Below are 13,768 nucleotides of genomic sequence, written 5' to 3'. Positions count from 1 at the left end.
AGTTCTATCCATGCTGGACATCTCGCCGTTTGTTATATTGAGGGGCTGATTGACCAAAACTTGCTTTCCGATTTAATGGAGGGCTTAATTACAGAGTCGGTCTCCGCAGCTTCTTTTAAGCTTGAAGAAAATACCGCAGTTTCGCTAATAAAAAGAACAATCCCATCAGGAAATATTCAAATGATACACTCGCAAAATGAAATTTATCAATCCATCCTCTCCGGCAATGCTGTCATTGCTATCGATGGAAGTACATATGCCCTGGCAGTTTCCATCGGCGGCGGAGTAAGACGAGCTATTCAGGAACCCAGTACCCAAACCGTAGTGCGGGGTCCTAAAGAAGGATTTACGGAGGATATCTCAACCAACATCACACTGATCAGAAGAAAATTGCGGACACCTGACCTTAAATTTGATAGTCATATTATTGGGCGATATACACAAACTAAAATCATTTTAGCTTACATTGAAGGTGTCGCTAATCCAGAAGTAGTGCATGAAATTACTAAACGGCTTCAATCCATTGATACAGACAGCATACTTGAAAGTGGCTACATCGAAGAATTCATACAGGATGAACCACTTAGTCTCTTTCCCACCATGCTAAACTCAGAGCGTCCGGATACAGTCGCAGGTAGCCTTTTAGACGGACAAGTAGCTGTTCTGGTTGATGGGACGCCATTCGCTCTGATTGCACCTGTAACCTTCTTTAATTTCTTTCAGACGGCCGAAGACTACTACCAGAGATATGACATTTCAACTTTTTTAAGGGCTCTTCGTGTGGTATCTTTTCTAGTCTCATTGTTGCTTCCCTCTCTATTTATAGCCTTGACGACTTTCCAACAGGAAATGATCCCCACCACGCTGTTAATTACGCTGATGGCTCAACGGGAAGGAACTCCTTTTCCTGCATTATTGGAAGCTTTAATGATGGAATTGATGTTTGAAGTGATTCGTGAAGCAGGTGTGCGAATGCCACGGGTCATCGGACCAGCCGTTTCCATTGTAGGAGCTTTGGTTATCGGGCAGGCAGCGGTGCAAGCCGGACTGGTCTCAGGTGCAATGGTTATCGTTGTTGCCTTCACTGCTATATCGAACTTTGTCATCCCGTATTTTGGTATGGCTTCAGCAGTCAGGTTGTTGCGTTTTGCACTTATGCTACTGGCAGGGGCTCTGGGCTTATTCGGTATTCTGATAGGAATTATCCCCCTTCTTGTTCATCTTGTATCTCTCAAATCATTCGGAGTTGATTATTTTGTGCCCTACAGCCCCACCTTTAAATCTAATATGAAGGACCTTATCATCAGAGCTCCGTGGTGGGCTATGAAAACCAGACCTAGCGAAAAAACGGGACATAACCAGACAAGACAGGCAGCTCACCAATACCCTGCTAGTTCGGATGAAATCAAAAATAATGACAAGTCTGATACCCAAAAATAGGAGAGATCAATGGTGCGGCAATTAAGAGTTAGTTATGTTCTGTTTATTGCAGGATTATTACTTACAGGGTGCGTAGATCGTACAGAATTGAACGAATTAGCCATCACAACAGCAACTGGAATTGATGGACATAAAGGCGACTGGATCAATACCTATCAAATTATAATTCCATCAGCCATGTCGACTGGATCAGGTGGTTCTTCCACCGGGGCATCGCAAAGCGCTGTACATACCTTTTCTACACATGGAAAAACATTGAGAGAGACCGTTATGAAGAGTAGCCTGGAATACCCACGTAAACTATATTTCGCCCAAAATAATATACTCGTTATTGGAAAAAAAGCAGCAGAACAAGGCATTGAAGAGATTATTGATATTTACCTCCGCAACCTTGATTCACGAGAAACTGTAAAAGTATTCATTGCCAACGGAGAGGCTCGTGATTTTTTGAGAAAGCTTGTACCACCAGAGAAAATTCCTGGTCAAGCTTTAGAAAAAATTGTAGAAAGAGATAGCAAATTAGGATCGATTTATCCTGCACTATCCATGTATGAATTTATTTCAAAAATCAGCTCCGATAGTGGTGCAGCCGGAGTTCCAGAAATATCTCTTGAGGGCACCGAACCCGAGAAACTAGATTCCGTTGATGTTTTCAAGGAAACCTCCGCCAAAAATAAACTCAAGTTATCGGGCTTAAGTATTTTTCAGAAAGACAAGAGAGTCGGCTTCCTAAATGAAAAGGAAAGTATGGGGGTTTCATGGTTAAACAACCAGATTAAAAACACTACTGTAAACTATGTGGATGGAAATGTTATGTCCGCTTTCCTCATCCGGAAAGCCAAGGTTAAGGTTACGCCAATCAAGAATTTAAATCATTATTACCTCAACGTTGACGTTAAAGCTACTGGTGATCTTCTGTCAGCCTCTTCGCAAAGAGAAATGAAAGATATGCAAAGTATACATCAATTGCAGATGCAAGCAGCGGAAATAATCAAATTACAAATTCAGGAAGGCTGGAAAGCCTTACAGCAAAAGAATATCGACCTTATTGGTGTTGGAAATAAAATTCATCACAAGTATCCAAAAGACTGGAAAAAAATAAAAGAGACATGGCCTGAAGAGTTCGCAAACATGGATATAAAAATAGGTGTGAAAATGAAGCTTGCACGTCCGGGATTATTCGAAAAATCTTTTAACGAACTGTTGAAAAATGAATAAGCAGGGAGAGGTGAATTGAAGCAATGCGTAAAAATACAATCCGAGTATCCGAGCTGATCATTTGTATGTCTTTGTTTGAGGTTGGAAGTACAACTTTGTTTTTAATGGGAGCTGAAGCAAAGCAAGATGCTTGGTTAGTTATGTTGGTAGGAGCTTTAGCAGGACTTCTTCTGCTAAAGCTCCATCTTGCTATTCACCATCAAGATCCTGATTTGGATTTGTTCATGTTGTTTCGCCGTTACACAGGGAAATATGTGGGTACAATCATTAACTTACTTTTTGTGATGTATTTTACATATGAAGCATCTCGAAACATACGCGATTTAGGCGAGGTAACAGTAATGACTTTGCTCCGCCAAACCCCTTTGTGGATCATCATCTTGATCACAATCGTGGTCGTATCCAACACGGTTCGTTACGGCTACAAAGCATTGTTCTTATTTTGCTTGTTCCTTTTCCCTTTTTTTGTACTTGGATACGCCATAATTAGTATATTAATTCCGGCAACTGGTCTCTTTCACTTGGAAAATTCTCTTCCGGTTTTAGAGGAAGGATGGAAACCCATATTTAAAGCCGCTATTCCTGAGCTGATCTCCTTTCCATTCGGACAAACTGTGTTATTTCTTGTATTTTATCCGCTTGTACATAAAGGCCGGAATCTCACAAAACCCGTTTCCTTTGCCTATATCATGACCGCACTTGCTCTAACATTTGTTAATCAATTGGATATTTTTGTTCTCGGACCCAAGATCGCCGCCAATAGCACACTTCCTCTTTTGGAAGCCGTTCAGTTGATTGAATTAGCAGATCTGTTCGAACGAATGGATGCCCTTTTCACCTTGCTTCTTTTTCTTGGCTTGATCATCAAAATGTCTTTATTTTTTAATGGTGCTGTGATAGGACTAGAAAAAATAACCGGAGTCGGATTTAAAAAATGGATTCTTCCCCTGGCAGCACTTATTTATGGTCTTTCTTTTTTGTCCCCTAACTATATTCATCACATGGTAATCGGTCGAAAATTTGTTCTTAATTCCTGGTTTCCTATTTTTCAAATTTTCCTCCCTTTGTTACTGTTTACCGTTATTGTTATTAAAAAAAGAAAAAAGACAAATGAACAGTCCTCTTCATAAGGATACGGTAGTTCAATACTCCGAAGTTATGCCTCTATCTCAGCAGCTACACCATACACGGTAAGAAGCGCAGAACTATAGTATGTCTATCATTCAAGTATACAGCCTCTTTTATTGTGCTTTTTCTATTTCATCGGCACGATGTGAAGTGTCCCATCCTCGCTAAATTCTGCATAGGCAATCTCGTCGATACTATCATATCCCTGCTCTCGCACCTTTACTTTAATCTGTTCAATATCGATTGACTTCCCACGCATAGATTCATTTAGCAACCTTCCCTTATCAATGACAGTAACAGAAAAAAGGTCAGGCTGTGCATCGATTCCCATATCCTGAGCGGCGGGTGGCTCGTATTCGGGTTTGCGCATGACTGACAATGAGCCGTTCGTCTCTAGAGTAGCGTACCAGACCTCACGCAGAGTAAAAATATTTTGCTGGCGTAGCATGGAGAGTAGCTGTGTAAATTCTATATCATATTTCTCCAGCATTTTTTGATTAACCTGCCCTTTATCTACGAGCAGCACTGTTCGACCTTCTGCCATATATCCAAATTTCACAAAATGGGTCGTCGCTTTCTCGAAAAAGTAGGCCAGCGCGCACCATAGTGCTAGAGCAAACAAAAGATGCCAGATCGTCACCTTATCGTCATATAACGTATTCCCTACAATTTCGCTTAATACCAATGAGGTCAGAAAATCGAGCGGTGTTAACTGGCTGAGTGTTTTTCGACCTGTAATAAAAGTAATAAGCCATAGGCCAAAAAAGCTGATGATCAATTTGACACCAATTGTGACAAATACCTCCATACATATACCCTCCGAAAGAAGTTATTTCTCTTATGGGTTATTTACACTCGTATACTTCTGTATAAACAGAGGCTTATTCCATTCCTAAAGTTGTCCGAAAAAAAGCCCGCCGCCAGATATAGGCAGCGAACTTTTTTAATTACGGCTATTATATATTCTTTGTTTTCGTGTATTCACATAATTATCTACTTTTCACCAGCAGCTGAATTGCTTCTTTAACCAGCTTATCTGTATCTCCTCCAGCTTCTCGCTCTTCCAATATACAACGTTGCAGATTTTCTGCTACAATTTGGGCTATTGCTTTATCTGATGCGTTGCGTACAGCTGATAGCTGGCTGACTACATCCTTGCACGACTTTCCCTCATCCATTAAACGAAGCACCCCACGCACCTGGCCCTCAATCCTCCTCAAGCGCGTTTTCAGTTCATCACTGTAATTGTAATCCATAAGTAATGCACTCCTTTTCTGACTTACCATATACACGTATAGGTATATTATAAACCAAAAAAGTAAATAGAATACCCTAAATAAATAGATTCACCTTCCCCTGTGAAGCATCCCCCAAGTAGGCGGCCACTCCAGCATACTCCAGACCATCTATTAGCTCTGCTTGCTGCAGTCCTAATAGATCCATTGTCATGGTACAAGCAACGAGCTTGATGCCCTGCTCTCGTGCCAACTCTATAAGCTGCGGCAAGGAAAGCGCATTGTGCTTTTTCATGACATGCCTGATCATCTGTGGTCCCAGTCCGACGAAATTCATTTTGGAAAGTGCTAGCTTTTTCGGTCCACGAGGCATGATCCAGCCAAAGGCTTTTTCGAGCATTCCTTTATTGGAGCGTATGAGTTCATCCTTACGCAATATATTTAGTCCCCAAAATGTAAAGAAAATAGTTACTTCATGATCATATGCCGCCGCTCCATTCGCAATAATGAATGCAGCAAGTGCCTTATCCAGCTCGCCGCTGAATAATATAATCGTTGTTTTGGGCTGAGCTTGCTCTTGATTCTCTGCATAAGTTCCTGCTGCTGTACTCATATAGAATCGCTCCCCATTGTTTCTCCTGCCCAGTCGGATATGCCTGAAAGCACAGATTTGACGTTTTTAGCTCCTTTGTCTGCCAACAAGCGGCAGGCCCTTTCACTGCGTGCTCCAGCTTGGCAGATCACTGCGATCTCTTCTTCCAAGTTAAGTTCAGAAAGTCTGTTCTCCAGTTCGCCAAGAGGGATATGTTTAGATCCAGGGATATGTTTAAGCGCGAATTCGGCGGGTTCACGAACATCGAGCAAAATGAAGTTCTCTTTTAAAGAACATTTTGCTTGTAGCTCTTCATGGCTTATCGTAGAAGAAAATATTTGCTCCTTCATCACTTCAGCCGGATTTGCTTTGCGTAAATAATGTCGCATTACATCTCCTTCTTGGAGAGTGCCCAAATATTGATGTCCAGTGTTTTTAGCCCAGCTCTGAAAATCGGCTAATGAACCTTTGTCAGTCGCTTGAACCTCCATAATCTTTCCGGGAACGAGGTCATTCATAGCCTTTTTTGTTTTTACAATAGGCATAGGACAAGCTAGCCCTTTGCAATCAAGAATATGATCTGCTTGGATATTGTTAATTGATGACATTCTATAACCTCCGCCTTTTTTTGTGGGTTAGTCTAGCACTATTTTCTTTATACATATACCCCTATAGGTATAAGAATAACGAGACTCGCTTCCCTTGTCAACCTAGTTAGCTCCTTTCGCTCAGAAACTAACGAATTTATGCCTTGTACTAACTAAAAGCAAACAAAAAAAGCCGCACAAAAGCGCGACTCTACTGCATACATAAAATTAATCGTCTATTTTCATCAGTTCTGGTAGATCCAGCGACATCGAGATATTACATAGCATGCCTCTGGCGAGAAAAAGCATCGTTTTTTCCATGGCTTGTTCAATATCTGCCTGCCGGAAAGCATTATAGACCGTCGTATGGATCTCACGTAGCCCCTGTTGCATCACGGTTACAACCACATCCTCACGGATCGTCTGCGCCTGCATTTGTAAGAGTATTTCATTGCGATAGTCCATCATAATTTGCGAATAGGCTGCAATCAGTTCTTGCTCTAACTGCTCAGACGAAGCCGAATGAATGACCTGGTGAAAAGAGTTTATGATGCGTGCAAATGAAACCTTCAACGCTTCAATAAGCAAAGCTTCCTTGGTAGCAAAAAAGCGGAAAACATAGGGCTGAGAAATATTGGCCCGTTCCGCAACTTTGGCCGTTGTAGCTCGATAGTAGCCCATCTCTGCAAAGACTTCGATAGCAGCAGATATGATTTCCTTTTGGCGATTTATTGATGTTGATGTAGCTTTAGCCATATTTTCTCATCCTTTGTTTGTTACATTTTCCTAGTAGTGATTAATCAATTACTAATTAGTATAAATGTCACACTCTAAAAATGCAATCGACCAAAAAAGTCGCCTCCCTAATCATGATGGAAACGACTCCTTTGGCACACTCCATTATGGCGTCATCGTGTTAAAGTATAACCGAACATAATTGACCTTTTGCGTTTTGATTTGATAAGAAAATACTAAATAATAACTAAGATCTGACGTGTTGTTGATCGTATAATTAGCTTCTGCTGTGCCGGATGTGTCTTTAGAGGTGTCAATTGTTTCTGTGGGCTGGCCTAGTTCGCTAATAACTTGATTAATAAGCAACTTTTTATATTGTGGGTCGAAAGAAGTAATTTCTGTAACTTTGTCACTTCCATCCAGTATGAGATCTGTATGATATTTGGCGTAACTTCTCATAGGGCCTGTAGAACCAGAATCGGATTTCCCCCATAGCTCGAACAACAGATCGCTGCTCGTTCCTAGACCAAGACCTTTAGGCAGATGAGGCAACGTCCCCTGCTTGGCTGCGCTCATTATAGCAGTCGCGGAGCCGTGTTTACTGTCAGGTGTGGCTGTACTACTAGCAGGTTTCTGCTGTGTCGAGGTTAAACCTTGATCAGACTTTTTTCCAGGTTTCTTGGAATTTTCTGCATCCGCACTAGGCTTACTGATATCTGTATTCGTCTTGTTATTGGGAGTATCTTGCTCATTTGTATTGATGTCTGTGTTCTGATCTGTTGAATTACTGGCAGATGGTGTGGCTGATTTTGTTGTAGATGGAGCAATTGAGCTTGCTTCTCCACTATTGCCGCATCCTGTCATTACAGCAAAACCGATTGCTAATAAAGCGCTGGTAGTAACTAGCTTGCAAGCTAACTTTTTACGATTGCGAGATTGATGTATAGGTTTCATTATAGATCACTCTTTCCTTGTTCTTGAGTACAAACCAAGTGTAACCGAACCTCGTTTCGAGAATACCTCTACTTGTATCCAACTTGTAAACAATAGCGTTATAAATTTCTAATACATCCTACCTGCGATCGTAAGCGCCTAGCTGTTGTTTAGAAAAGGCGTAAGGGGAGTCACTCTTCTTCAACCATATATTCCCTTTCACAATAAAAATGTATATAGCAAAAACAAAGTAGATTGTGCCTGCAATCCAGTCTATTGCCGTAGGAATGTCTCGCTTTACAATTTCATGGATATACCAGATTCCGACAGGGACATGCAGGAGAACTGCCGTACACAAACCGGGATTATATACAGTTTTTGCTTTGAGATTGACAACAATTCCGTGCCAGATGACCTGAAAAAATCCCATCAAAACAGGTGCGAGTCCAAGCCAGATTACGTGGGGAAACCAGACGGGGAGTAGATAAAATACATAGGCAATTGCCACATTAATGATCATCGCTGATTGAGTGTTCAAGGGGTAATGATCCGGGGCTTCACTTTTAAACAAAACATTGTTAAATAAACCCGCAAAATATCCGGGCCAGCGGTATTCTTCAAATTGGTGAAACAAAATAGCCACAAAGCTTAACCACAGTATGCCTGATAGATCCGATAAGATGGCTGAATTCATAAGCAAAACAATACATACAGCCACTCCAATGATGCCTCCTGCATCTTGCCAATATTTTCTCAAAAATTCCATGGTATTCACCCCTGAGATTTATTTTTGATCAAAATATCTTTCAAACAGCAGGTTTAATTGTTCCTCTATTGTAGGCATTTCCACAACTGCTCCAGATTCAAGAATTGGACTCATCAGTGCAGGCAGAAAAATGGCTCCGAATATTTGCAGCATCATAGCTAACAACCGCTCTGGCTGTTGCTCACCTGTTAGCTCCTTGATTGTGTTCTGGACCTTTAGAAACCCCATTATGTTTAAAAATCTTCCGTATTCCTGTTGAGATGTAAAGGGCGTGCTGCCCATCACAATAATTCGTGATAGTAGCTCTGGATATTGGCGAATGACCTGTAAATAGTTAAGTAAAAATTGTTTCAGTCTATCTTGCGGGGGCATCGCTGTATTGTCCAAAACAGAAAATGTGTGCTGAAAGCTGTTTAGGATCACTTCGATAGCTTCGCTGAGCAAATTTTCTTTGGAGCCAAAATAATAATTAACTAGAGAAATATTAGTACCAGACAGGTCAGCAATTTTTCGGATTGTAACCGCCTCGAAACCTTTCTCTTGGATAAACTCCAGCGTAGACTGTAGAATTTTTTCTTTGGTCTGTTGTTTTTTGTCTGGGTGACTCATCTTTTTCCTCCTCCTGTTTAGTTTAATCCTAAAGGACAAATGAAACGGACTACTTTAAGCAAAACAACAATTTAAGCAAAAATTAAAACGATATTTAAAACACTGTTTAAATTATTGTTTGAACTTAGCTTAGCACTTTACATTTCACAAAACAAGTAAAGATATGAGAATTAGGCTATGAAAAAACCCGCAAAACGAATCAGATCGTTTGCGGGTTGAGTGAAGTGAGATTAAGAAAAGACTAAACTAAATTGCCCAATTTCCTTTGCGGAACACAGCCTCTGTGCTTCCGTCTTGCAGTTCACCATCAATATCCAGCTCGGCTGAGCCGATCATAAAGTCAACATGAGTCAGGCTGACATTGGCACCGTTCTGGAGTAACTCCTCCCGGTTCATTTGTGTCCCATTTTCGATATTAAATGGATACGCACTGCCTAGGGCCAAGTGACAGGAGGCATTTTCGTCGATACCTGTATTATAAAAGATGCGATTGAGATTGGAAATCGGTGAATCGTGCGGCACCAGGGCAACTTCTCCCAGATAGCAGGCCCCTTCATCTGTAGCGAGCAAATGAGTGAGATGCTGCTCGCCGGATTCTGCTGTATATTCGGTGACCTTACCGTCCTTAAAGGTAAACGTAATGCGATCTACCAGTTGCCCATTTAAATTAAGTGGCATGGTACTTGTGATGTGGCCATTGACACCTGTACGCTTAGGCATTGTGAACACTTCTTCTGTCGGCATATTTGCCACAGTATAAATTCCTTGGGCGTTTTCGCCGCCACCACCACGCCAAATATGTCTTTCGGCCAATTCAATTTTCAAATCTGTTCCTGGTGCACGATAATGGAGGCTTTTATAGTTTTTATGATTCAGCTTGTTTTGTAGCTGTTCGAGATTGTTTAAATGTCCCTGCCAATTTTGAATTGGATCGAAGCCGTCTACACGATTCATTTGGAAAATCGTATCCCACATGACACGAATTCGGTCCTCTTCTGCTATATCGGCAAATACTTTATCTGCCCAAGCCTTCGTCGGCGCTTTAATCAGGCACCAGCTAATCTTAGCATTCCGCGTATAGTGAGCATAGCCTTCTCTCGCCGTAGCCGCCGCCTTTGTTGCGCGTGAAACGTGTTCCGGGTCAATACCTTGATATAAATCCGGGTTCGGCACTTTAATCGTTAGCGTAGCTCCACCCTCTTCGGCGAATTTCTCCATCATGTCTGCTTTCCAAGCAGGATAGTAATCAAAGCTGGCTTCGTCACCATGTTCAAAACGACTGCGTGTAATGGAATCGTCCTCAAACTCTACCTGTACATATTTAGCGCCTGCTTCATAGGCTTTGCTGACAATCAGGCGTGTAAACTCAACAGTTTCCAGTGGTGCAGTTACCAACAACGCCTGTCCTGGCTGAATGTTGACCCCTACTCTTACGACCAGTTCTGCGTATTGCTCCAACAATGATTCAAATGTACTCATTTTTCCACGCTCCTATTCCGTTTTGATTACACTAAATGATTTCATCACTATAGTACGGATTGCTTCTCCAAATCACGCAGCTCTACTCTCCGTATTTTGCCTGAGCTGGTTTTAGGGAGTTCCTGGATAAACTCTATTTTTCGTGGATATTTGTAAGGTGCCGTCCATGTTTTCACATGATGTTGCAGTTCCTTCACTAACTCCGGTGATCCTTCTACTCCGGCTTTGAGCACGATGAAGGCTTTTACAACATGTCCACGGATTTCATCCGGACTGGCTACCGCTGCACATTCCTGCACAGAATCATGCTTCATCAGCGCTTCTTCTACTTCAAAAGGACCAATGGTATAGCCAGAACTGATAATGATATCATCACCGCGTCCTTCAAACCAAAAATATCCATCCTCGTCCTTTCGAGCCCGGTCTCCTGTAACAAAATAATCTCCATGCACACTAGCTAATTTGCGTTCTGGATCATGATAATACGTATGAAACAATGCCGGCAGATCAGCACGCACTGCAATATCGCCCACTTGCCCTGGAGCCAGCGGAATACCATCCTCGTCTACGACCTCAACAAGTCCCGGTGCAATGGATTTGCCCATCGAGCCTGTGCGCAGAGGTGTGTCTCTTAGATTTCCAATAATTAGCGTACTCTCGGTTTGGCCGTAGCCATCACGAATCGTAATGTTGAACTGCTTCTGAAACTTGTTGATAACCTCCTGATTGAGCGGCTCCCCCGCAGAAACTGCGCTGCGCAATAGGGATAGATCGTATTGATCCAAACCATCCATTTTTGCCATAATTCGATATTCAGTTGGCGTACAACATAACACTTGGACTCCGTATTGCTGCAGCAACTGCAAATAACGACCCGGACGGAACGAACCATTATATACGAATCCAGTCGCCCCATTTCCCAGTACCGATAAAAACGGACTCCAAATCCATTTTTGCCAGCCAGGTGCGGCTGTGGCCCATACTATGTCTGAAGCTTGAATGTCCAACCATGGTGATGTTATCCGCAGATGGGCATATCCCCAGCCATGGCTATGTACAACAGCTTTAGGATTTCCTGTGGTACCCGAAGTATAGGCCAGAATGGCCATGTCGTCACGGTGTGTCTTCACAGCTTCAAAAATATCTTCTTGTCCTTCCATCAGCTCATCCAGCACAAGCCAACCAGGTGCATTTGCTGTGTGGTCCCCGGGGACTACAATGCGGTGAGCCAAAGCAGGCAAATCATCACTTATTTTATCTACTTCACCTGTTACTCCGGTCCAGGCAATGACTGCACGCGCTTCCGAATGGCGAAGGCGATATGCAATATCCTTGGCCCGCAGCATTTCTGAAGATGGGATGACAGCAAGCCCCAGCTTCAAGCATGCCAGATAAATGACATATGCAATAATACGCCGTGGTACTACGACCAGAACTCTATCTCCTTTGTTAAATCCCAGACTTGCAAGTCCACCAGCCAGCCGATTTGCCTTTTTCAACAGCTCTCCGTAGGTGATTTCTTCGTATTCCCCTGTCTCACTTAACCACTTGAGTGCGGTCTTACCAGCCTCATGGTGTTCCATTTCCGAAGTCATATTGTAATATTCAGGCGCAAGCCATTGTTGCTGATCAGTCAAGTTATACCTTCCCCTTTATACATAAGATAAGAGCAACTTCCTTTATGTAGTATAACACGTCTTAGTACCAGGTTCTAATACCAGAATTAATTTATTTGGAAAAAAATAAAATTTGTAAAACAAACGACAAAAAGAAAGAGCCTGAATACAGACTCTTTTCTTTACAATTATTGTAATCTACAACTCAATGTCTACCACTGTAGAAGCCGCTTCCTGCCCGTTTACGAGCAGCACAATTCGGTGCGCTCCCGCATAATGACGACGAGTTGTCAGGTCTGCGAACCGGTGTGTTCGTGTACCCGTTAGACGGGTTCCTCCAGGAACCGTTTTGTCAGAAAGCAAAAACAGTTTGCGTGAAACTTGTCCTCTCGCCTTTACAAAGTCGATGCCATATTCGATGCGAACTCGTACAGGTTCACCTTCTCGAAGCTGAAGCACATAGCTCAGTTCACTGTGATCCCCGATCTTTAATACGGCAGGGTCTGTGGTGAAAGAGGCTGCTGTGACCAGCGGCACCCCATCCGTATCATCCGCATAGCCGAACATGGCCATCACTTCAGGGATGGATTTGCGAATCAGGGATCGACAGCCATGACGCACAATCCAGTCGGTATCAGGATGTGCGCCCTTCCACCGTTGAGCCGTTGCGATGACAATATCGGGATGATCCTTGGCAATATCGTTCAGGTTGTTGGCTACACTTTTACGTACATACAATGATGGATCGGCCTTCAGCAGTTCTAATACAGCCAATACCGGAGCAGGATCACGTTTGAAGACAGGCAGCGCCTGTCCCCAAGGCAGCCGTGGACGACAACCTTCGCTGGCAAGACGGCGGACGTGTTCACTGGGGTGTCCCGCCCAGGTCATCATCTGCCGCATCATCCGTTCTGGTTCACGCAGGAGGAAGGGTCTCACAGCGAACTCCGCAGAGGATTTTGATGTAAATCGCTCCAGTGCATTCATGGACAGGTCCCAATGCTCTTCTCCCTGCCCATATACCTCTACGAAATCAGGGAAAAACAAGTACGGAAATCCGCTACAGTACTCATCAATGGCAAATAATATAGAAAGAGCTTCTTCATAACTACTGGGCAAAAACGCCCCTAATGTTAACGAAATACGCCGTATTCGTTCTTTTAGCTCCAGTTCTCCCCATTTTTTATCCATAACTTGATGGATAAATCCGTCAATGTCGAACGGACTGTATGCAGCCTGTACTCTTTCACCGAATAGACGAAGGAATTCCTCCGTGTACATATTTTTTAAGGGTTCAGCCATTGTATATCTCCTTTTAAATATGAATGTAAGCAAGAAGCGATGAACGAACAATATCTTCGTATATGATAACCATAAATCGTGACCCAGCACCAGCACTAAATGGGGTTAAGAGAATGGATATAAGACAC

At 42.7% G+C, this 13,768-nt stretch carries 14 protein-coding genes (1 of these 14 only partly in view); 3 read left to right on the top strand and 11 right to left on the bottom strand.

Annotation, left to right across the window (positions count from 1 at the left end; all coding sequences use genetic code 11):
- The 3 genes in view from ACUC6J_RS11755 to ACUC6J_RS11745 are tightly spaced (at most 23 nt apart) and all read left to right on the top strand, a layout consistent with a single transcriptional unit that may run on beyond the window.
- Positions 1 to 1,440: the 3' portion of a spore germination protein gene (locus ACUC6J_RS11755; protein WP_123797192.1), read on the top strand. The gene continues 180 nt to the left of window position 1, outside the view; the window shows 1,440 of its 1,620 coding nt (coding positions 181–1,620); the start codon falls outside the window, past its left edge; it ends in the stop codon at positions 1,438 to 1,440.
- A gap of 9 nt (positions 1,441 to 1,449) precedes the next feature.
- Positions 1,450 to 2,658 (top strand): Ger(x)C family spore germination protein, encoded by a 1,209-nt coding sequence (locus ACUC6J_RS11750; RefSeq protein ID WP_123797191.1) that lies wholly within the window; start codon positions 1,450 to 1,452, stop codon positions 2,656 to 2,658.
- A gap of 23 nt (positions 2,659 to 2,681) precedes the next feature.
- Positions 2,682 to 3,788, top strand: a complete 1,107-nt coding sequence (locus ACUC6J_RS11745) for a GerAB/ArcD/ProY family transporter (protein WP_447250236.1) — start codon at positions 2,682 to 2,684, stop codon at positions 3,786 to 3,788.
- 125 nt (positions 3,789 to 3,913) lie between these two features.
- On the opposite strand, the gene ACUC6J_RS11740 is transcribed toward ACUC6J_RS11745, so the two are convergent.
- The 11 genes from ACUC6J_RS11740 to ACUC6J_RS11690 form a co-directional block, all read right to left on the bottom strand.
- Positions 3,914 to 4,594 carry a YetF domain-containing protein gene (locus ACUC6J_RS11740; protein WP_123797190.1) on the bottom strand — a complete coding sequence of 227 codons (681 nt, stop codon included), beginning with the start codon at positions 4,592 to 4,594 and terminating at the stop codon, positions 3,914 to 3,916.
- Positions 4,595 to 4,775: 181 nt separating this feature from the next.
- Positions 4,776 to 5,042, bottom strand: coding sequence for a metal-sensitive transcriptional regulator (locus ACUC6J_RS11735; protein ID WP_016819043.1), 267 nt, complete (start codon positions 5,040 to 5,042; stop codon positions 4,776 to 4,778).
- A gap of 76 nt (positions 5,043 to 5,118) precedes the next feature.
- Positions 5,119 to 5,634 (bottom strand): DsrE/DsrF/DrsH-like family protein, encoded by a 516-nt coding sequence (locus tag ACUC6J_RS11730; protein WP_107735055.1) that lies wholly within the window; start codon positions 5,632 to 5,634, stop codon positions 5,119 to 5,121.
- The gene (locus ACUC6J_RS11725) at positions 5,631 to 6,221 is read right to left on the bottom strand and encodes a sulfurtransferase TusA family protein (RefSeq protein ID WP_107735054.1); all 591 of its coding nucleotides are present in this window, start codon (positions 6,219 to 6,221) and stop codon (positions 5,631 to 5,633) included. Before ACUC6J_RS11725 ends, ACUC6J_RS11730 begins: the two co-directional genes overlap by 4 nt.
- Positions 6,222 to 6,428: 207 nt before the next feature.
- Complete coding sequence (locus tag ACUC6J_RS11720; protein WP_025364836.1) at positions 6,429 to 6,956, bottom strand: TetR/AcrR family transcriptional regulator; 528 nt, start codon at positions 6,954 to 6,956, stop codon at positions 6,429 to 6,431.
- A gap of 144 nt (positions 6,957 to 7,100) precedes the next feature.
- Positions 7,101 to 7,889 (bottom strand): DUF4309 domain-containing protein, encoded by a 789-nt coding sequence (locus tag ACUC6J_RS11715; protein WP_107735052.1) that lies wholly within the window; start codon positions 7,887 to 7,889, stop codon positions 7,101 to 7,103.
- A 118-nt stretch (positions 7,890 to 8,007) separates the two neighbouring features.
- Positions 8,008 to 8,634, bottom strand: coding sequence for an HXXEE domain-containing protein (locus tag ACUC6J_RS11710; RefSeq protein WP_025364834.1), 627 nt, complete (start codon positions 8,632 to 8,634; stop codon positions 8,008 to 8,010).
- 18 nt (positions 8,635 to 8,652) lie between these two features.
- Positions 8,653 to 9,243, bottom strand: a complete 591-nt coding sequence (locus ACUC6J_RS11705; protein WP_447250235.1) for a TetR/AcrR family transcriptional regulator — start codon at positions 9,241 to 9,243, stop codon at positions 8,653 to 8,655.
- 246 nt (positions 9,244 to 9,489) lie between these two features.
- On the bottom strand, positions 9,490 to 10,722 hold the full coding sequence (locus tag ACUC6J_RS11700) for an aminopeptidase (protein ID WP_447250234.1): 1,233 nt from the start codon (positions 10,720 to 10,722) through the stop codon (positions 9,490 to 9,492).
- Positions 10,723 to 10,769: 47 nt separating this feature from the next.
- Complete coding sequence (locus ACUC6J_RS11695; RefSeq protein ID WP_123797188.1) at positions 10,770 to 12,359, bottom strand: acyl-CoA synthetase; 1,590 nt, start codon at positions 12,357 to 12,359, stop codon at positions 10,770 to 10,772.
- A 177-nt stretch (positions 12,360 to 12,536) separates the two neighbouring features.
- A complete protein-coding gene (locus tag ACUC6J_RS11690) occupies positions 12,537 to 13,640 on the bottom strand; it encodes a hypothetical protein (RefSeq protein WP_019687211.1) in 1,104 nt (367 codons plus the stop codon).
- Positions 13,641 to 13,768 lie beyond the last annotated feature (128 nt).

This window comes from Paenibacillus sp. JJ1683, assembly GCF_053006485.1.
Note: the sequence above shows the minus strand (reverse complement) of the source record. Positions and strands in the feature narration are given on the sequence as shown.